This window comes from Streptomyces sp. NBC_01750 (assembly GCF_035918095.1).
Taxonomy (GTDB): Bacteria; Actinomycetota; Actinomycetes; order Streptomycetales; family Streptomycetaceae; genus Streptomyces.
In genome coordinates this window covers 642,755-661,430 of the sequence record NZ_CP109137.1, presented here as the reverse complement: position 1 = coordinate 661,430, position 18,676 = coordinate 642,755, and the positions used below count along the sequence as shown (strand labels likewise).

Here is an 18,676-nt window from a genome sequence, read left to right as displayed (position 1 = left end):
TCATCGGGTGCGCACAAGGGCGGAGGCTGCGACCCGCGGCGATCCGCCGGCCGGCGCCTCGTCCGGCGGTGCCTACGGTCGGGCTCCTCGCTTGGGCGGTTCCGACCGAGTAGAAGGGAGAAGGGCGCTCACCCCAGGTGCCCCAGTCGCAGGCTGCCGCGTGGCGGTGGTCTACTCAGGTCAGGGAGTCGCGCCCGTGAAAGCTCTCGTTGCCACCGACTACATGCCGCTGGACCGGATCACGGTCACCGAACTCCCCACGCCTGCCCCGGAACCCGGCCAGGTGCTGATCAGGGTCGAGGCAGCGGCACTCAACCCGCTCGACCTGGCGCTGATCACCGGAGCGGCGAAGGACCTCTTCCCGGTCGACCACCCGCTGGTGATCGGAATGGACGCGGCGGGCACCGTTGCCGAGGTGGGGGAGGGCGTTTCCGGATACGCGCCGGGCGATCCGGTACTCGCCTTCACGGGGCGGGCGGGCGCCGTGGCCGACTACACGGTGGCCTCGCCCGGTCCCCTGCTGGCCCGGCGGCCTGCGGGCCTGGACAGCGTGCACGGCGCCGCCATCCCCGAATCGGGGCTCACCGCTGTCTGCCTGCTGCGCGCCGTCCGGCTGACGGCGGGCGAGAGCGTGCTCGTTGTCGGGGCGACCGGCGGGATCGGACTGTACGCCGTGCAGCTGGCCGACGCGCTCGGGGCCCGTGTGATTGCCACGTCCGTCGCGGACGACGAGGAGTACGTGCGCGGCCTCGGCGCAGCCGACACCGTCGACTACAAGAATGCCGATGTCGTGGAGGAGACCCTGCGGCTGGTGCCCGGCGGCGTCGACGTCGTCGTCGACCTGGTCAATTCCGGGGAGGGGCTCACGAACACCGCGCGTGCGGTCCGTCCGGGCGGCCGGCTGGTGTCGCCGCTCTTCGGGCCCGACGATCTGGGCCGCGACGTTTCGCCCGTCTACATCGGCTCCTTCCAGGCGGAGCCGGGCGATCTCGAGGATCTGGCGGCCCGGGCGGCGGACGGGCGGCTGCGGGTGGAAATCGGCGCACGCTACGCGTTCGACGACGCTGTACAGGCAGTCGTCGACTTCGCCGGGAAGCACATCCGGGGCAAGGTCGTCATCACCACCTCATGAACGACGATTTCTGAGCGGGACCGGCACCGGGGGCAATTCACTGCACCCGGCCTACGAAAGGCGCGGCTCTCATGAAGCGCAGGACCCTCGGCGGTACGGGCATCTCGGTCAGCGAATACGCCCTGGGCGCCATGATGTTCGGCACCTGGGGCAATGGCGACCAGCACGAGTCGGTCCGTATGATCCACCGGGCTCTTGACGCGGGGATCAACCTCGTGGACACCGCCGACGTCTACAGCCAGGGTGAATCGGAGGAGATCGTCGGCAAGGCGCTCAAGGGCCGCCGGGACGACGTTGTGCTCGCCACCAAAGGCAGCAGTTCGATGGGCGACGATCCCAACCACAGCGGAAACTCGCGGCGCTGGCTCACCCGCGCCCTGGAGAACAGTCTGCGGCGCCTGGGCACCGACTACGTCGACCTGTACCAGGTCCACCGGCCCGACGCGGACACGGACATCGACGAGACCCTTTCCGCCCTGTCCGATCTCGTGCGCGCGGGCAAGGCACGCGCGATCGGCCACTCCACATTCCCGGTGGAACAGATCGTCGAGGCTCAGTGGACGGCCGAGCGGCGCGGCCACATCCGTTTCCGCACCGAGCAGCCGCCGTATTCGATCCTGGCCCGGGGCGTCGAGGCAGCGGTACTGCCGACCGCCCAGCGCTACGGCATGGGTGTGCTGACCTGGGGCCCGCTCAGCGCGGGCTGGCTCTCCGGCAAGTACGCCAGGCCGACGGACATCAACCTCACGGCGGGCAGCGGCCGGGCAGCCCTTGAGCGGCACAAGTTCGACCCGTCGGTGCCGGGCAACGCCCGCAAGCTGGAGGCCCTCGGCGAACTGACGACGCTGGCCGACGACGCGGGCCTGAAGCTCGCTCACCTGGCGGTCGCGTTTGTACGCGCCCACCCGGCCGTCACCTCGGTCATCATCGGCCCCCGGACGGCCGCCCACCTCGATGACCTGCTGGAGGGCGTGGACATCGAGCTGAGTGAGGACGTCCTGGACCGGATCGACGAGATCGTGCCTCCGGGCACGGATCTGAACCGGGACGATTTCTATTACACGCCGCCGGCGCTGTCCGACACGTCCCTGCGGCGACGGTGACGCCGGTGCGGTCCGGGTCACCGGGGGAGGCCGGAGATCCGCCGGCGGGGATCGGGGAAGGCCCCGGTGCCGTGACTCGGGACATTGCCTTGTCCGAGGCGGTGTTGACATCCAGGTCAGGCAAGGGCGGTGCCCCGCACCAGGAGCAGCACCACATCTGCCGCCGCCACGGCGACTGTCCCGGCGAACGCCGCTTTGCGCCAGTACCGGCCAAGTGTGAGCCCCGCGACCGCTGTCGGCGGCGCCGCCAGCAGTGTGGCCACTCCCCACGCGCCCGGCGGGCCCGCGGGTCCGAGCACCAGTACCGCCGTCGCCGCCACCAGGGGGACCGGCAACAGCAGCCGCGTTCGGGCGACGCCCAGCCGCTGCGGCAGACCGCGCATCCCGGTCCCCAGATCATCGCCGATGTCCGGGAGTACATCGCCCAGATGGGCCGCGATGCCCAGCAGTGCTCCGGCCGTCACGGCCCACCACTGGGGCCAGAGACGGCCGGGCGTGCTCAGGGTGACGACGGCCGGCAGAGTACCGAATCCGATCACGTACGGGAGCCAGGACAGCACTGTCGCCTTGAGCTTCAGGTTGTACAGCCACGCCGCAGCGACCGAGGTCAGGTGCACCGTACCGGCGATGAGGCCACAGGCCAGCGACAGAGGCACACACAGCAGGAGGGCGGCGAACGCCGCCGTCCACACCGCGCCGCGGCTCACCGCACCGTCGGCCACCGGTTTGCCGCGGCGGCCGACCGCGGCGTCGCGCCGGGCGTCGAAGGCGTCGTTGCACCAGCCCACCGAGAGCTGGCCCGCCAGCACCGCGGTGCCGATCAGCGCGCAACGCGCGGCGCCGAGGCCGGTACTGACTGCCAGTGCGGTAGCCAGGACGCTCACAGCGACCACCGGCCCCGGATGGCAGGACAGAGCCAGTCCCGCCGCGCAGCGGAGCGGCCACGCGGTCGCGTCGCGTACCTGTGCCTGATCCGTAGTGCCCACCGGGCGATGGTAGGCACTCCGGGGCGGAACGGGTGTGACAGCCGCACGGGCTACTTGAGGTGTCCCCCGCCCTTGTGCGGGCAAGGAATGGGGCCATGACGCCTCCGAAGCGGGAAGCGGGATGACCCGGATCGCTGCCGTTCACGGCTCCCTGGCACCGTACCGCCACACCCAGCGCGAGATCACAGACATGGTGGCGGGCACCTGCCTGCCACCGGGCGCCGACCGCCGTGTCCTTGACCGCCTTCACGAGAACGCGCAGGTGCGCACGCGGCACATGGTGCTGCCGCTGGAGCGCTATGGCGAGCTGGATGGCCTCGGCGCGGCCAACGACGTCTTCATCGGCGCGGCTGCCGATCTGGGCGCCGAGGCCATCCGTGGTGCCCTGCGGACGGCTGGGCTGCGGCCCACCGACGTGGACCTGCTGATGTTCACTTCAGTCACCGGAGTGGCCGCGCCCTCCATCGACGCCCGGCTCGTCGGGCGTCTCGGCCTGCGGCCCGATGTGAAACGGCTGCCCATCTTCGGCCTGGGCTGCGTCGCCGGGGCCGCCGGTGTGGCTCGGCTGCACGACTACCTGCTCGGCTGGCCCGATCACGTGGCTGTGCTGCTCTCGGTCGAACTCTGTTCCCTGACCTTTCAGCGCAATGACGCGAGACCCGCCAACCTGGTGGCGACCGGGCTGTTCGGCGACGGGGCAGCCGCCGTCGTCGCCGTCGGCGATCGCCGGGCCTCGACGGCCGGTCCGGAGGTCGTGGCCACCCGCAGCCGTATGTACCCGGACACCGAACGCGTGATGGGCTGGGACATCCGCAGCTCCGGCTTCAGGGTGGTGCTCGACGTGGCCGTCCCGGACGTCGTCCGCCGGTATCTCGCCGACGACGTCCACGGATTCCTGGAAGAGTTCGGGCTCAAGCCGAAGGATGTCGCTCACTGGGTGTGCCATCCCGGCGGCCCCAAGGTCCTGGAAGCCGTCTCCGATGTTCTCTCCTTGCCCGAGGGCGCCCTCGACGTCACCTGGCGCTCGCTGGCCGAGGTGGGGAACCTGTCGTCGTCCTCGGTGCTGTATGTCCTGCGGGACACGCTGGAGCAGCGGCGGCCCGAACCGGGAACGCCGGGTCTGCTGATGGCCATGGGCCCCGGATTCTGTTGCGAACTGGTGCTGCTGCGCTGGTAGGTCGGAGGACGCATGATGTGGTACACGGCTCTGGTGCTGGCTGTCGCGGTCGAGCGTTTCGCCGAACTCGCCGTGGCGCTGCGCAACACGCGTTGGAGCCTGGCCCGCGGCGGCACCGAAGCCGGCAGCGGGCACTACCCGGCCATGGTCGCCCTGCACACCGCTCTGCTGGCGGGCTGCCTCACCGAAGTCTGGCTGGCCGGCCGCCCGTTCCACCCGCTGTTCGGCTGGACCATGGTGGTTGTGGTCGTCGCCGCGCAGACGTTGCGCTGGTGGTGCATCCGTACGCTCGGACATCAGTGGAACACCCGGGTCATCGTCGTGCCGGGCCTGCCCCGGGTGACCGACGGGCCCTACCGATGGCTGCGCCACCCCAACTACGTCGCGGTCGCCGCCGAGGGGCTCGCGCTGCCGCTGGTCCACGGTGCGTGGGTGACCGCAGTCTGCTTCACCGTACTCAACGCGGTGCTCATGGCTGTCCGCATCCGGTGCGAGGACGGGGCGCTGGCCTCCGTGGCGGCGGACGTACGGTCGTGATCGACCTGCTCGTGGCGGGCGGCGGGCCGGCCGGCCTGGCAGCGGCGATCCATGCCGCTCGGGTGGGTATGGAAGCCGTCGTGGTCGAGCCGCGCACCGCTCCCGTCGACAAGGCCTGCGGCGAGGGAATCATGCCCAGCGGTGTGGCGGCGCTGCGTTCGCTGGGCGTCGAGGTCTACGGCCACGACCTGCGCGGGATCCGCTATCTCGAAGGCGCCCGTCGCGCGGAGGCGGCGTTCCAGGGCCGCCCCGGGCTCGGCGTCCGGCGGACCGAACTGCACGCAGCCCTGCACCAGCGGGCCGTGGAACTCGGGGTACGGATCGTGCCGGGCAAGGTGGGGGAGATCCGCCAGGGTGACGACCGTGTCAGCGCGGCGGGGCTGACGGCCCGGTGGTTGATCGCCGCCGACGGCCTGCATTCTCCGCTACGCCGCGAGCTCGGCCTGGACCGTCCAGGGGGTGCATCGCGCCGCTACGGTCTGCGCCGCCACTACCGAATCGCCCCCTGGACCGACTTCGTGGAAGTCCACTGGTCCCGCCACGGCGAGGCGTACGTGACGCCGGTCGGGGACAACCTGGTGGGCGTCGCCGTGCTCAGCCGGAACCGTTGTTCCTACGACGAGCACCTGGCGGGGTTTCCCGCCCTCGCCGCTCGGCTCCGGGGCCACGGGGCGAATTCGGTGCGCGGCGCCGGGCCGCTGCGGCAGCGGGCGTGGAGCCAGCGGGCCGGACGTGCCCTGCTGGTCGGTGACGCGGCGGGCTACGTCGACGCCCTGACGGGCGAGGGCATCGCCCTGGCCATGGCGACGGCCGCGGCGGCTGTCAGGTGCCTGGCCGCCGTGCGACCTCAGGCCTATCCCGGGCAGTGGGCACGGCTGACGAGACGTCACCGACTGCTCACCGAGGGCCTGCTGCGAGCGGCTCGGTACCCTGCCACAGCCCGTCTGATCGTCCCCGCGGCCCATCGCGCGCCGGCGGCCTTCAGAGCGGCGGTACACGCATTGCAGTAGGCGCGGCCGCGGAATCCTGTCCGTGCTGCCGCGTTGACCGCACGAGATGCTTTGGGCGCCTTGCGGGCTCCGCGCCGTACGGATTTCCGCGCCGTTCGGGGCTCCCCGCCGTTCGGGGCTCCTCGACGCACGGGGAGCCGATCACGAGAGCGTGCCCCGCCCCGCATGTCCGCCGAGTGGACTCTGCGATGCTGAAAGGGTGCCCCTGTCGCCCCGTGCTCCCCAATCCATAACGGCCGACTCACCCCACCCCGGGGTAAGCCCGCTGCTGACCCAGTCCTGGCTGGACCTCGCGTTCCTGCACTGGGCCGCCGATCCGGCCGACGTGGCACCGCTCCTGCCGGCCGAGACCGTTCCCGACACCCTCCACGGGGTCACCTACGTCGGACTCGTCGCCTTCCGGATGCACCGGGTGGGCTGGTTCCGCCTCCCCGGCGTCCCTTACCTGGGCACCTTTCCCGAGACGAATGTCCGTCTCTACTCCAGGGATGCACAGGGGCGTCGCGGGGTGGTCTTCCGATCGCTGGACGCCTCCCGGCTGATCCCGGTGGCCGTCGCGCGCACGGTCTTCCGGCTGCCGTATCTGTGGTCCCGGATGGCGATCCGGCGCGAGGGCGACACACTCACGTACACCAGCACGCGGCGCTGGCCCGGACCGCGAGGTGCGCACAGCCGCATCGCTCTGCGGATCGGCGAACGCATCGAGGCCCCCACCGAGCTCGAGCACTTTCTGACAGCCCGCTGGGGCATGCACAACACCTTCTTCGGACGGCCCATGTACTTGCCGAACACGCATCCTCGCTGGCCGCTGCACCGTGCCGGTCTCATCGAGTGTGACGAGGACCTGGTGACAGCGGCTGGACTGCCGGAACCGGTGGGAGAGCCGGTGAGCGTGCTGTATTCGCCGGGCGTCCCGGTACGCTTCGGCCGCCCGGCCCGCCCCGGCGGCATCCCGACCCCGTGATTGGCCCCTACGCGCGGACCCGGCCGCTGCATGATGGCTCCTCAGCTCTGGCTGGAGGGGCTGGAGGCACAGTGCTCGGACCCTTCGAGATCGCAGTCGCCCTCGCGGACAGGCGCGTCGGAGACCCTGTCGAAGCCGGCCGAGGTGCGCCGAGCGCCGCAGCAATCCATTGCCGGGTGTCGTGCCGACACCGATCTGAGTAGGAGTACTCACCACACCGGCCGTCGGCCTCGTCATGATGAAGCACCCCGCGACGAAGGAGCGATCTGCGATGGCGAAGATACGTGTGACCGGCGCGCCGTTCACACGGGCCGTGTGGCCCGGCGCGCTCGCGGTGACGGTGCTGCTCGGAGTCTCCTTCTCGGGCATCCAGCCCTACGACCGTACGACGTGGCTGCTGGAGACCGTATGGGTCCTGGTGGGCCTTCCCCTGATCGTGCTCGCCTGGCGACGGTTTCCGCTGACCGGTCTGTTGTGCTGCCTGCTGGCGCTGCACGCGCTGGTGCTGGCGATGGGCGGCCACTACACCTACGCCAGGGTGCCGGTGGGGGAGTGGCTGCGCGACACGCTCGGCCTGGCACGCAACCCGTACGACAGAATCGGCCACCTCATGCAGGGTTTCGTGCCCGCCGTCCTTGTACGCGAACTTCTCAGCCGCACGTCGCCGCTGCGCGGCAGCCGCTGGCTCGCGCCGCTGACCGTGTGCGCCTGCCTGGCGTTCAGCGCTGTCTTCGAGATGCTCGAATGGGCAGCCGCGGTCATCGGCGGTGCGGCGGCGAACGATTTCCTCGCTACCCAGGGCGATGTCTGGGACACCCAGTGGGACATGTTCTGTGCCCTCGTCGGCGCGGTGCTGTCGCTGCTGCTCTTCAGCCGGCAGCACGACCGCCAACTGGACGCCCTTGGGACGCAGATGCCCGGCACTTCGAGCTGGTCGCGCCCCGTCGATACGCTGGACGAAAGGTGAGCCGGAGCCGACAGCGGCACCGGACCTCTGCGCGACATCGGCCTTCTATCTCTATCTCCGTGAGATACAGGAATCCTCCCGGAGGATTGAAGAACCTGGGCGCTCAGTGTCGTGGGTCTGCGCCCGATACGCCTGAATGTGTCCCTTGCCCGCGGCCTTGGCGCCGTACATCGCCAGATCGGCGTTGCGCATCAATTCGGCTGGGGTGATTCCCGGGGTGGCCACCGCGAGCCCGATCGAAGCGGTCACCATGGCTTCCGTACCGGCGAGGCGGTAGGGCATGGTCAAGGCGGACAGCAGCCGTTCCGCCACCTCCCGCGTCCGGGAGTCGCACGCTCCGGCATCCCCCTCCAGCAGGGCGGCGAACTCATCCCCGCCGAGGCGGGCAACGGTGTCCTCCGCTCGTACTGCGGCCCGTAGTCGCCGAGCAGCCTGGATGAGCAGTTCGTCACCCGCTGCATGCCCGGCCGAATCGTTCACTTTCTTGAAGCCGTCCAGGTCGAGGAAGAGCACCGCGGGCGGGGTACCGTCGGCCGACCGCTTGGCCAGAGCGTGCGTGATCCGGTCGGTGAACAAAGCACGGTTGGGCAGGCCGGTCAGCGCATCGTGGAACGCCAAATACTCCAGCCGTGTCTGCAGCGCAACTCGCTCGCTCATATCCCGGCTGTTGACGATCAACCCGTTGGCGTGACGGCTGATCGTTGATTCGATGTGGCGCCATTGTCCGTCGGCCGACCGCATCCGGCAGGACACGCGGCGGCTGAGGCTGTGACCGCCGAGCTGGTCTTCCTCCCGCAATTTCCTGACGGCCCTTGTCAACGGCGGCAGGTCGTCGGGGTGAATGAGCAGCGGCAAGCGGGTGCCGAGCAGATCCTCGGGCCGGTATCCGAAAACCTGTCGCACAGCCGGACTGATGTAGAGCAGGACACAGTCTTCCCGGGCGACGGCGATCACGTCGCTCGAACCCTGGACGAGCGTACGGAAGTGATCCTCGCGGGTGGCCACCTCTCGTGTGAGGCAGAGACTCTCGGCATGCACCACGCCTTGACGCGCACTCAGGGCGAGCAGCACGGTGCCTCCGACCACCGGGGTGACCACATCAAGGCGGTTGCCGGACACGGCGTGCACCACCACGGCAACCGCACAGACGACCACGGGGAGGAACGCGGCCACCACCCCCGCCACGGGCAACTCCCGCCGGACCACGGCCAGGGCGCTGTTGCCGCCGGGGAGCCATGGCGCCGCGGCGATGAGGAACATACCGGTCATCGAGCAGGTCTCGGTGAGCGGAATCGTCGTGGAGACGACAGGGTCTGCCGCGAAGATACGGAGCGTGTCGCTCACCGCGAGGATCGCGAGACCGAATGCCGCCACGGTGACGGACGCGCGTTGCCCGCGCCGCATGGCGAAGCGCAGGACCAGCAGCAGTCCCAGAACGAGGACGTCCGCGACCACTCGGCCGAGACCGGACAGCGCTGCCAGGACGTCACCGCCGAGATCGGCCCGGTGCAGCAGGAGTACCCAGCCAAGGGTGAACAACGATCCAGCGATCATCCACCCGTCCAGGAGCCTTCGTAACCAGGTCAGCACCGTGCCGCCGTCACCGGCCGCGACCACCAGCCCGGCTACGCCCAGACCGAGCGCGACGGCGATCCCGGCCACTGCCAGCAGCTCGATCGCGGCATAGAGCATCCCGGTGGACCCTCGAAGTGCTCTTAGCTGGCGCAGCACAAGCTCATGCACGCCTGCCGCGCCGGTCGATACGCCAAGCAGCAACAGGCGCAGACGTACCCGTCCCGTGGCTGATCGGGCCCGCGCGAGGATGGAGAGAAGGGCCACACCGTGCGCAGCGGGCACGCCGACCTCCGCCACCAGCAGCCCCCACTGGGCCAGCCGCCCGCCCACGGCCGCGGCGACCGTGGAGCCGATACACACAGCCTGGCCAACTCCCGCCACGTACAGCCAGCGGCTGCGCAGGTCGACCTGAGGCGGCCCGCCACCGTCACCGCGCTCAAGCACCGTATGCAACTCGAACTCCCCGAGATTGTGCCCAGCTCAGAATCCGCAGCCCTGGATCTCCACGATGGATGGAAATAGGGACGGTAGAAAGGTAGAAGGTCCCCTTCTCTAATCGGCACGTATGATATGGAGTTCACCTGAAGTAATGACGGATACCTGTACTTCGGGGACCGCGGGTGGTAGTAGGGACTCGGTAGTTGAGACATTGTCGATTGTTTCTGTATGACGCCCACAGGTAAACGTTTCACCGCTGATTGATCGGCCTTCGGAGGCTCCACGCCGATCGAGTTCTGTGGAACCCGGGCCGGGGTCGCGGGGCCGCCGCCCACTCGGCGCGGGCATGCCCGGGGCTTCGCGCTGCGTCTCGGCGGCTGTCGGAGCCGCGCCAACTGCCGGCGGTGCGTGATATGCCGAGTTCTGAGACGAGACGTGCGCCGAGGTCGCTATTGCCAGAGGTGTCGGGCGCGGCAACTTCTGCCCCCGTTCGACCGGCAGGTGGAACTTGGTGGCCGGCGCGCCCCGGGAGCGCCCGGGCCCGTGGTCGCCGGGCTCAGGCGCCGCCGGTGGGCTCCCGCTGAAGAGACATCGGGCCTGCTGGGCGCGCTCCGGGAGCGGAAGTGTGCTGCGGTGGACACGTACGACGGCGATCACATGCCGTCGGGTACGGTGGCCAGGCCCCGGCTCCGGAGGGCCGAGGCCGACAGCGTCGTCGGCTTTCACCGGAACGAGGCATTCATGCCTACACATGAGGGATGCACCCCTGCCGATCAGTATCGGCCGATGCGGTGCCCAGACCAAACAAACTCATCGAAACCTTCCACGAGGCAGCCAGAGGCCCATTACGGCGCCGGTGACGACATCGCCGGTCCTCAGGCCGCCTCGCCCGCGACGCAACAGGGGAGTTTGATGTTCGGCAAGGTATTGGTCGCCAACCGTGGTGAGATCGCGATCCGCGCGTTCCGCGCAGCATTCGAGCTGGGCATCTCCACAGTGGCGGTGTTCCCCCACGAGGACCGCAACTCATTGCACCGCGCCAAGGCGGACGAGGCGTACCAGATCGGTGAACCCGGCCATCCTGTGCGGGCATACCTGTCGGTCGATGAGGTGATCAAGGCCGCGCGCAAGGCCGGCGCCGACGCGATCTACCCCGGCTACGGGTTCCTGTCGGAGAACCCGGACCTGGCAGCGGCCTGCGCGGATGCGGGGATCACCTTTGTCGGGCCACCCTCGTCGGTACTGAATCTGACGGGGAACAAGTCCCGCGCGGTCGCGGCGGCGCGGGAGGCCGGCGTCCCGGTACTCGAGTCGTCGGAACCCTCCACGGACGTGGCGGCGCTGCTGGCGGCGGCCGACGGCATTGGCTTCCCGCTGTTCGTGAAAGCCGTCGCCGGTGGTGGCGGGCGGGGCATGCGGCGGGTGGCCGAGCCCGGTGAACTGCGCGAGTCGATCGACGCGGCGATGCGCGAGGCGCAGTCCGCGTTCGGCGACGCGACGGTCTTTCTCGAGCAGGCGGTGGTCAACCCGCGCCACATCGAGGTGCAGATCCTCGCGGACGCCGAGGGCAACGTCGTGCACCTCTACGAGCGTGACTGCTCGGTGCAGCGCCGCCACCAGAAGGTCGTCGAGATCGCTCCCGCGCCGAACCTCGACCCGGAGCTGCGCGAGCGGATCTGCGCCGACGCCGTCGCCTTCGCGCGCCACATCGGCTATGTCAACGCCGGCACGGTCGAGTTCCTCGTCGACGAACGCGGCAAGCACGTCTTCATCGAGATGAACCCGCGCATCCAGGTGGAGCACACGGTGACCGAACAGGTCACCGGCCGGGACCTGGTGATCGGGCAGCTGCGCATCGCCGCGGGTATGACGCTGCCCGAACTGCACCTGACACAGGACGACATCGTTCTGAACGGTTCGGCTCTGCAGTGCCGGATCACCACCGAGGACCCCGCCAACGGCTTCCGGCCCGACACGGGCACCATTTCCGCCTACCGCTCGCCGGGCGGCCCCGGCGTACGGCTCGACGGCGGCACCGTGCACACCGGGGCCGAGGTGTCGGCGCACTTCGACTCCATGCTGGTCAAGCTCACCTGCCACGGGCACGACTTCGACAATGCGGCCCGCCGCGCGCGCCGGGCCATCGCCGAGTTCCGTATCCGCGGAGTGTCCACCAACCTGCCGTTCCTCGGCGCGGTACTCGACCACCCCGAGTTCCGCGCGGGCCGCATCACGACGAGCTTCATCGACGAGCACCCCGAGCTGATCCGGGCCCGCCCGTCGGCCGACCGCGGCAGTCGCATGCTCCACTACCTCGCCGAGACGACGGTCAACCGGCCACACGGGCCCCGCCCGGTCGTCATCGACCCCGTCGACAAGCTGCCGGCCATCTCCTTCACCACGCCGCCGCCCGCGGGTTCCCGGCAGCGCCTCGCCGCGCTGGGGCCCGAGGCCTTCGCCGCCGAACTGCGCCGCCAGAAGGCCGTAGCGGTCACGGACACCACCTTCCGCGACGCCCATCAGTCCCTGCTGGCCACCCGGGTGCGCACCCGCGATCTGCTCGCCGTCGCCCCGTACGTCGCGCGCACGGCGCCGGAGCTGCTGAGCCTCGAGTGCTGGGGTGGCGCGACGTACGACGTGGCGCTCCGCTTCCTGGCCGAGGACCCGTGGGAGCGTCTGGCGGGAATCCGTGAGGCGGTGCCCAACATCTGCACCCAGATGCTGCTGCGCGGGCGCAACACCGTGGGCTATACGCCCTATCCGACCGAGGTGACGGAAGCATTCGTCGCCGAGGCCGCCGCCACCGGCATGGACATCTTCCGTATCTTCGACGCGCTCAACGACGTCTCGCAGATGCGTCCCGCCATCGACGCGGTACGGGCGACGGGCACGGCACTCGCGGAGGTCGCACTCTGCTACACCGCCGACCTCTCGGACCCGGGTGAGTCGCTCTACACCCTCGACTACTACCTCCGCCTCGCCGAGCAGATCGTGGACGCGGGCGCACATGTGCTCGCCATCAAGGACATGGCCGGGCTGCTGCGCCCGCCCGCCGCCCGCAAGCTGGTGACGGCCCTGCGGGAGCGGTTCGACCTGCCGGTGCATCTGCACACGCACGACACGGCGGGCGGCCAGCTCGCCACGCTCATCGCCGCGATCGACGCGGGAGTCGACGCGGTGGACGCCGCTGTCGCCTCGATGGCAGGCACCACCAGCCAGCCGCCGTTGTCGGCGCTGGTCGCCGCCACCGATCACAGTGAGCGGGAGACCGGCCTGTCGCTGCAGGCAGTCGGTGATCTGGAGCCGTACTGGGAGGCGACGCGGAAGGTCTACGCGCCCTTCGAGTCCGGTCTCGCCTCACCCACCGGCCGGATCTACCACCACGAGATTCCCGGAGGCCAGCTGTCGAACCTGCGTCAGCAGGCCATCGCGCTGGGCCTCGGCGACCGCTTCGAGCTGATCGAGGACTGCTACGCCGCGGCGGACCGGATGCTGGGCCGTCTGGTGAAGGTGACCCCCTCGTCGAAGGTCGTCGGCGACCTGGCGCTGCATCTCGTCGGAGCCGGGGTCGAGGCCGCGGACTTCGAGTCGGACCCGGGCAAGTTCGACGTACCGGACTCGGTTATCGGATTCCTCCGCGGTGAACTGGGCGTCCCGCCCGGCGGCTGGCCGGAGCCGCTCCGCACCCGCGCACTGCACGGCCGTCCGGAGCAGGCCGAGGCGCCGACGCTGTCCGACGAGGACCGGCAGGGTCTTCGGGAATCGCGCCGGGCGACTCTGAACCGGCTGCTCTTCCCCGGCCCGACCAAGGAGTTCGACGCCCACCGCGAGGCATACGGCGACACCTCCGTCCTGCCCACCCGGGACTTCCTCTACGGCCTGGAGCCGGAGACCGAGCACACCGTCACGCTCGAACCCGGAGTCACCCTGCTGATCGAGCTGGAAGCCATCTCCGAAGCCGACGAGCGGGGCTTCCGCACGGTGCTGGCCACGCTCAACGGACAACTGAGGCCGGTCCCGGTCCGGGACAAATCCATCGCGACGGAGGTCAAGGCGGCGGAGAAGGCCGAGCGGGGCAACGAACGCCACATCGCGGCCCCCTTCGCCGGAGTGGTCACCCTTCAGGTGGAGGAGGGCGCCTCGGTGTCGGCAGGCCAGACCGTCGCCACCATCGAGGCGATGAAGATGGAGGCTTCCATCACGGCCCAGACAGCCGGCACGGTGAGCCGGCTCGCGATCGGCAGGATCCAGCAGGTCGAGGCCGGTGATCTGCTCATCGAGCTCAGCTGACGCTCGTCGTGGAGGGCGGCCCGGTGAAGGGATCTCCGGGCCGCCCGTCCGGCGGCGGAGCTGTGAGATCCCGTACCGGGGCGACGGCGCTCCCGCGGGAGGCGGCGGGTGAGTTCCCTTGCGTGCGGGCGGTGCCGCCGGTGCGTGATTCCAGGAGGCGACCTGGTTCTGCCGACGGTCCGCTGCCTATCCCTGTGACCGTGTACGGGGGCGAGTACCGGATCAGGCCTGTCCAGCCGTGAACGCGGCGGGACAGGCCTGATCGCCCGGTCAGCGGGGGCGGGTTGGCGCCGGCCGGAGGGGAGCGTGCCCCCTGCGCCGGCCGGGCCCGGGCCGCTCAGGTGTCGTTCGTGCGCCTTACTCGTCCGCCACTTCGAGGACGAGCTTGCCGTGGTTCTCGCCACGGAAGAGTCGCAGCAGGGTGTCGTGGAACGCGTCGATTCCGCCCTGCACGACGTCCTCCCGCGTCTGCAGCTTCCCTTCCGCCAGCCACCCGGCCAGCTCGGCCGCGGCCTCGGCGTACCGGTCGGCGTAGTCGAACACCACCATGCCGGTCATGGTGGCGCGGTTCACCAGCAGGGACAGGTAGTTGGCGGGGCCCTTGACCGGCTCCACGCTGTTGTACTGGGAGATCGCGCCGCAGATGACGATGCGGGCGCCGCGCGCCAGCCGGGTCAGCACCGCGTCGAGGATGTCGCCGCCGACGTTGTCGAAGTAGACGTCCACACCGTCGGGGGCCAGCTCACGCAGCGACTTCTTCACGTCGTCGGACTGGTAGTCGATCGCGGCGTCGAAGCCGAACTCGTCCACCAGCATCCGGCACTTGCGCTCACCGCCGGCGATGCCGATGACCCGGCATCCCTTGATTTTGGCGATCTGGCCGACCACGCTCCCCACGGCCCCGGCGGCGCCGGACACCACGACCGTCTGGCCGGCTTCCGGGCGGCCGATGTCGAGCAGTCCGAAGTAGGCCGTCATACCCGTCATGCCCAGGGTTCCGAGGTGGACGGGCAGTGGCGCCAACTTCGGGTCGATACCGATGACCCCGGTGCCGTCCGAGGTGCAGTACTCCTGGACCCCGAAACCGCCGGAGACATGGTCGCCCTCGGCGAAGCGGGGGTGCCGGGAGGCGATGACCCGCCCGACCGCACCCGCGCGCATCACCTCGCCGAGCTTCACTGGCGGAATGTACGACTTGCCCTCATTCATCCAGCCGCGCATCGCCGGGTCGAGCGAGAGCTGAAGCACCTGCACCAGCAGCTCGCCCTCGCCCGGCTCACCAACCGGCTCCTCGGTCAGTTCCCAGTCGGTGGGCCGGGGCAGCCCCACCGGGCGGGCGGCCAGACGGACTTGGTGGTTGATGCGGCTCATGCGGGCTTCTCCTCGACGCGGTGACCGACTGGTCGGTATGTCACGCATGAATCTAGCTCCCGTCACCTCGCCCGGCAACGCCCCTGTGGCTACGGATGCGCGCCGATGCGAGGACGGGGTGGCGGCGGACCCGGCAGTCGTCCCGGCCGACTCTCGGCACGTGGCACTCCGGAAACACCGCTCGACGAACGCCCGGGGTTCCCCGGCCACCGTGACCGGCTCGTCGAGTGGCGGCTTTCCATGGGGCCCGGCAGCCGGGGTTCCGCGTCCAGGACGTCGAGCTGCCCCGCGCCGGCCACGCTCCCGCCGGATCAGGGCAGCGACAGCTCCGCCCAGATGACCTTCCCCTGTGGGGTGTATCGGGTGCCCCAGCGTTCGGCCATCTGTGCGACGAGGAACAGGCCGCGGCCTCCTTCGTCCGTCGTGGCCGCGTACCGCAGATGGGGCGATGTGCTGCTGCCATCGGCGACCTCGCAGGTCAGGGTGCGGTCGCGGAGCAGTCGCATCGTGACCGGTTCGGAACCGTAGCGGAGAGCGTTGGTGATCAGCTCGCTGAGTACCAGCTCCATGGCGAAAGCCAGCTCGGACAGACCCCACTCGTCCAGCTTTTCGGCCACGGCGGCGCGCATCCCCGCAACGGCGGCGGGATCGAACGGCACGTCCCATTCGGCGACGCGGTCGGGCGGGACCGCCCGTGTGCGGGCGATGAGCAGCGCCACGTCGTCCTTCGGCCGGCCGGGCAGCAGCTCGTCGAGCACCGCCTGACAGCTCTCCTCCGGGGTCCGGTCGGGATGGGACGCCAGGGCCTGACGCAGCAGCTCGATCCCCACGTCGATGTCCCGGGTGCGGTCCTCGATGAGGCCGTCGGTGTAGAGGACGAGTTGCGTGCCCTCCTCCAGTTCCAGTTCGGCGGTCTCGAAGGGCATACCGCCCAGGCCCAGGGGCGGGCCGGCCGGCAGATCGGGGAACGACACACTGCCGTCGGGGTGGACCAGCGCGGGCGCGGGATGCCCGGCCCGCGCCATGGCGCAATGGCGGGCGACGGGATCGTAGATCGCGTACACGCAGGTGGCGCCGGTGATCCCCGCACCGGCGTCCGCCCCCACCTCCTCCTGGTCGATGCGCCCGACCAGGTCGTCGAGATGGCTGAGGATCTCGTCGGGCGGCAGGTCGAGCGTGGAGAAGTTGTGCACCGCCGTGCGCAGCCGTCCCATGGTGGCGGCCGCGTGCAGGCCGTGGCCGACGACATCACCGACGACCAGCGCCACGCGACCGCCCGGCAGCGGGATCACATCGAACCAGTCACCGCTCACCCCGGAGAGCGCGGGCAGATAGCGGTGGGCGACATCCAGGGCGCTCTGCTCGGGCAGTGCCCGCGGCAGCAGGCTGCGCTGCAGAGCCACGGCCAGAGTGTGCTCACGGGTGTAGCGGCGGGCGTTGTCGATGCTGACCGCCGCCCGGGCGACCAGTTCTTCGGCGAGCGACAGGTCGTCCTCCTCGAACGGCTGAGGCTCCTCCGAGCGCCAGAAGTTGGCCACGCCCAGGATGACGCCCCGCGCCTGGAGGGGCACGGTGATGAGCGAATGGATGCCGTAATCCACGATCGCCTGTGTGCGCGCAGGGTCCTGGGCATGCCAGCCGGGCGCGTCGGACAGGTCGGGCACCAGCTCCGACCGGCCGCTGCCGAAACCCCGTGCCTGCGGTGTGGAGGGGAGGAAGTAGATCAGGCGGTCGAGCTCATAGAGGGGATGATCGTCCCGGATGCCGTGGACGGCGGTGCGGCGCATGTCCCTGTCCGCAACGGTCGGCTCCTCCCCGCGCAGGACCGGGTCGGCCAGGTCGACGGTGACGAAGTCGGCGAAGCGGGGCACCGCGACCTTCGCCAGTTCCTCGGCCGTACGCACCACGTCGAGGGTCGTACCGATGCCCAGACCGGCGTCGTACAGCAGTTTCAGCCGCTCACGGGCCGTCTCCGCCCTGCCGTACAGCGCCCGCAGCTCCGTGGAGTCACGCAGGGTCGCGACCGTCCCCTTGGGCCCGCCGTGACGATCCGTGGGCCGCTGGTTCACCGCAAGCAACCGATCCCCGGCCAGGTGCACCTCGTCCGTGGCCACCCGGCCCGAGGCCAGCAGCTCCACCGTGGGGGGATCGAGGCTGGACAGTTCCGAGATGTACCGCCCCTCGGCGTCGGGCGGCAGATCCAGAAGCCGCCTGGCCTCGTCGTTGGCCAGCAGCAGTCGACCGTCGTTGCCGACGATGAGGACACCTTCCCGCACGGAGTGGAGCACGGCGTCGTGATGCTCGTACATGCGGGTCATCTCGGCCGGGCCCAGTCGGTGGGTCTGCCGCCGCAGCCGCCTGGCCACCAGCGCCGTGCCGCCCGTGGCGAGGGCGAGCGCGGCCGCTCCGGCCCCGAGGATGATCGGCAGCTGTCTGTCCACCACGCTGGTCACGTTCTTGACCTTCAAGCCGGCGGACACCAGGGCCACGACCTTGCCCTTGAGGTCGAAGACGGGGACGGTCGCCTGCACCTCGTGACCGAGCGGGCCGTAGACGCTCTCTGTGTACACGCGGCCGGCCAGTGAGGGCTCGATGGTGCCGACGAACCTCTTCCCGATCCGGTCCGGCTTGGGGTGGGTGTAGCGGATCCCCTTCGTGTCCATGACCACGATGAAGTCGACGCCGGCCGCTTTCCGCCCCGCCTCGGTGAGAGGCTGGAGCACCTTGGAGGGATCAGGGGTCTTCAGCGCGGCCAGGAGGCCCGGAGAGTGCGCGAACGTCTCCGCGACGGCAATGGAACGGCGCTTCGCCTCCGTGCTGCTGTCGTGCCGGGACTGCAGCACAAGCGCCAGGACCGTGGCCGTCACGAGCAGCACCACCACAGCCACCTGCAGGGCGAAGACCTGCCCGGCGACGCTCCGGGGATGCTTGTCGGTCAGTGACCGAACCGGTGTGCTCCGGAATCGGCCGAAAAGTTTGACCACGCTGACCTTTCTAACACCGCTAGGTCCTCTGCGGCCAAACATTGATGCTTTGCTGCAGGCGGGCGAGGCCGACGTGCCCCGGGGGCACCGAAACCGCCGCATGGCGGTTGTCCGGGGCTGACCGCATCGAGGTGTGCCTGTG

Annotated in this window: 12 protein-coding genes; 8 read left to right on the top strand and 4 right to left on the bottom strand. The window is 70.1% G+C overall.

Annotation, left to right across the window (positions count from 1 at the left end):
* Positions 1 to 196: 196 nt before the first annotated feature.
* Complete coding sequence (locus OG966_RS03025; protein ID WP_326647759.1) at positions 197 to 1,132, top strand: NADP-dependent oxidoreductase; 936 nt, start codon at positions 197 to 199, stop codon at positions 1,130 to 1,132.
* A gap of 71 nt (positions 1,133 to 1,203) precedes the next feature.
* Positions 1,204 to 2,235, top strand: coding sequence for an aldo/keto reductase (locus tag OG966_RS03020; protein WP_326647758.1), 1,032 nt, complete (start codon positions 1,204 to 1,206; stop codon positions 2,233 to 2,235).
* Positions 2,236 to 2,351: 116 nt separating this feature from the next.
* On the opposite strand, the gene OG966_RS03015 is transcribed toward OG966_RS03020, so the two are convergent.
* Positions 2,352 to 3,221, bottom strand: coding sequence for a UbiA family prenyltransferase (locus tag OG966_RS03015; RefSeq protein ID WP_326647757.1), 870 nt, complete (start codon positions 3,219 to 3,221; stop codon positions 2,352 to 2,354).
* Between the two features lie 121 nt (positions 3,222 to 3,342).
* Between OG966_RS03015 and OG966_RS03010 the strand changes: the two genes are divergently transcribed.
* The 5 genes from OG966_RS03010 (at position 3,343) to OG966_RS02990 (ending at position 7,876) form a co-directional block, all read left to right on the top strand.
* Positions 3,343 to 4,398, top strand: a complete 1,056-nt coding sequence (locus OG966_RS03010) for a type III polyketide synthase (protein ID WP_326647756.1) — start codon at positions 3,343 to 3,345, stop codon at positions 4,396 to 4,398.
* Between the two features lie 12 nt (positions 4,399 to 4,410).
* Complete coding sequence (locus OG966_RS03005) at positions 4,411 to 4,935, top strand: isoprenylcysteine carboxyl methyltransferase family protein (RefSeq protein WP_326647755.1); 525 nt, start codon at positions 4,411 to 4,413, stop codon at positions 4,933 to 4,935.
* Complete coding sequence (locus OG966_RS03000) at positions 4,932 to 5,945, top strand: NAD(P)/FAD-dependent oxidoreductase (RefSeq protein ID WP_326647754.1); 1,014 nt, start codon at positions 4,932 to 4,934, stop codon at positions 5,943 to 5,945. The genes OG966_RS03005 and OG966_RS03000 overlap by 4 nt, the downstream gene beginning before the upstream one ends.
* A 199-nt stretch (positions 5,946 to 6,144) precedes the next feature.
* A complete protein-coding gene (locus OG966_RS02995; RefSeq protein WP_326647753.1) occupies positions 6,145 to 6,909 on the top strand; it encodes a YqjF family protein in 765 nt (254 codons plus the stop codon).
* Between the two features lie 271 nt (positions 6,910 to 7,180).
* A complete protein-coding gene (locus OG966_RS02990; protein WP_326647752.1) occupies positions 7,181 to 7,876 on the top strand; it encodes a DUF2238 domain-containing protein in 696 nt (231 codons plus the stop codon).
* Between the two features lie 51 nt (positions 7,877 to 7,927).
* On the opposite strand, the gene OG966_RS02985 is transcribed toward OG966_RS02990, so the two are convergent.
* Positions 7,928 to 9,895: a diguanylate cyclase domain-containing protein gene (locus OG966_RS02985; protein WP_326655065.1), complete on the bottom strand. Its 1,968-nt coding sequence runs from the start codon at positions 9,893 to 9,895 to the stop codon at positions 7,928 to 7,930.
* Positions 9,896 to 10,801: 906 nt separating this feature from the next.
* Here OG966_RS02985 and OG966_RS02980 point away from each other — a divergent pair.
* Positions 10,802 to 14,179 carry a pyruvate carboxylase gene (locus tag OG966_RS02980; RefSeq protein WP_326647751.1) on the top strand — a complete coding sequence of 1,126 codons (3,378 nt, stop codon included), beginning with the start codon at positions 10,802 to 10,804 and terminating at the stop codon, positions 14,177 to 14,179.
* A 357-nt stretch (positions 14,180 to 14,536) separates the two neighbouring features.
* Here OG966_RS02980 and OG966_RS02975 read toward each other — a convergent pair whose 3' ends face one another.
* Both OG966_RS02975 and OG966_RS02970 read right to left on the bottom strand, forming a co-directional pair.
* Positions 14,537 to 15,550: an NADP-dependent oxidoreductase gene (locus tag OG966_RS02975; protein ID WP_326647750.1), complete on the bottom strand. Its 1,014-nt coding sequence runs from the start codon at positions 15,548 to 15,550 to the stop codon at positions 14,537 to 14,539.
* 311 nt (positions 15,551 to 15,861) lie between these two features.
* The gene (locus tag OG966_RS02970) at positions 15,862 to 18,576 is read right to left on the bottom strand and encodes a SpoIIE family protein phosphatase (protein WP_406733200.1); all 2,715 of its coding nucleotides are present in this window, start codon (positions 18,574 to 18,576) and stop codon (positions 15,862 to 15,864) included.
* Positions 18,577 to 18,676: the final 100 nt, after the last annotated feature.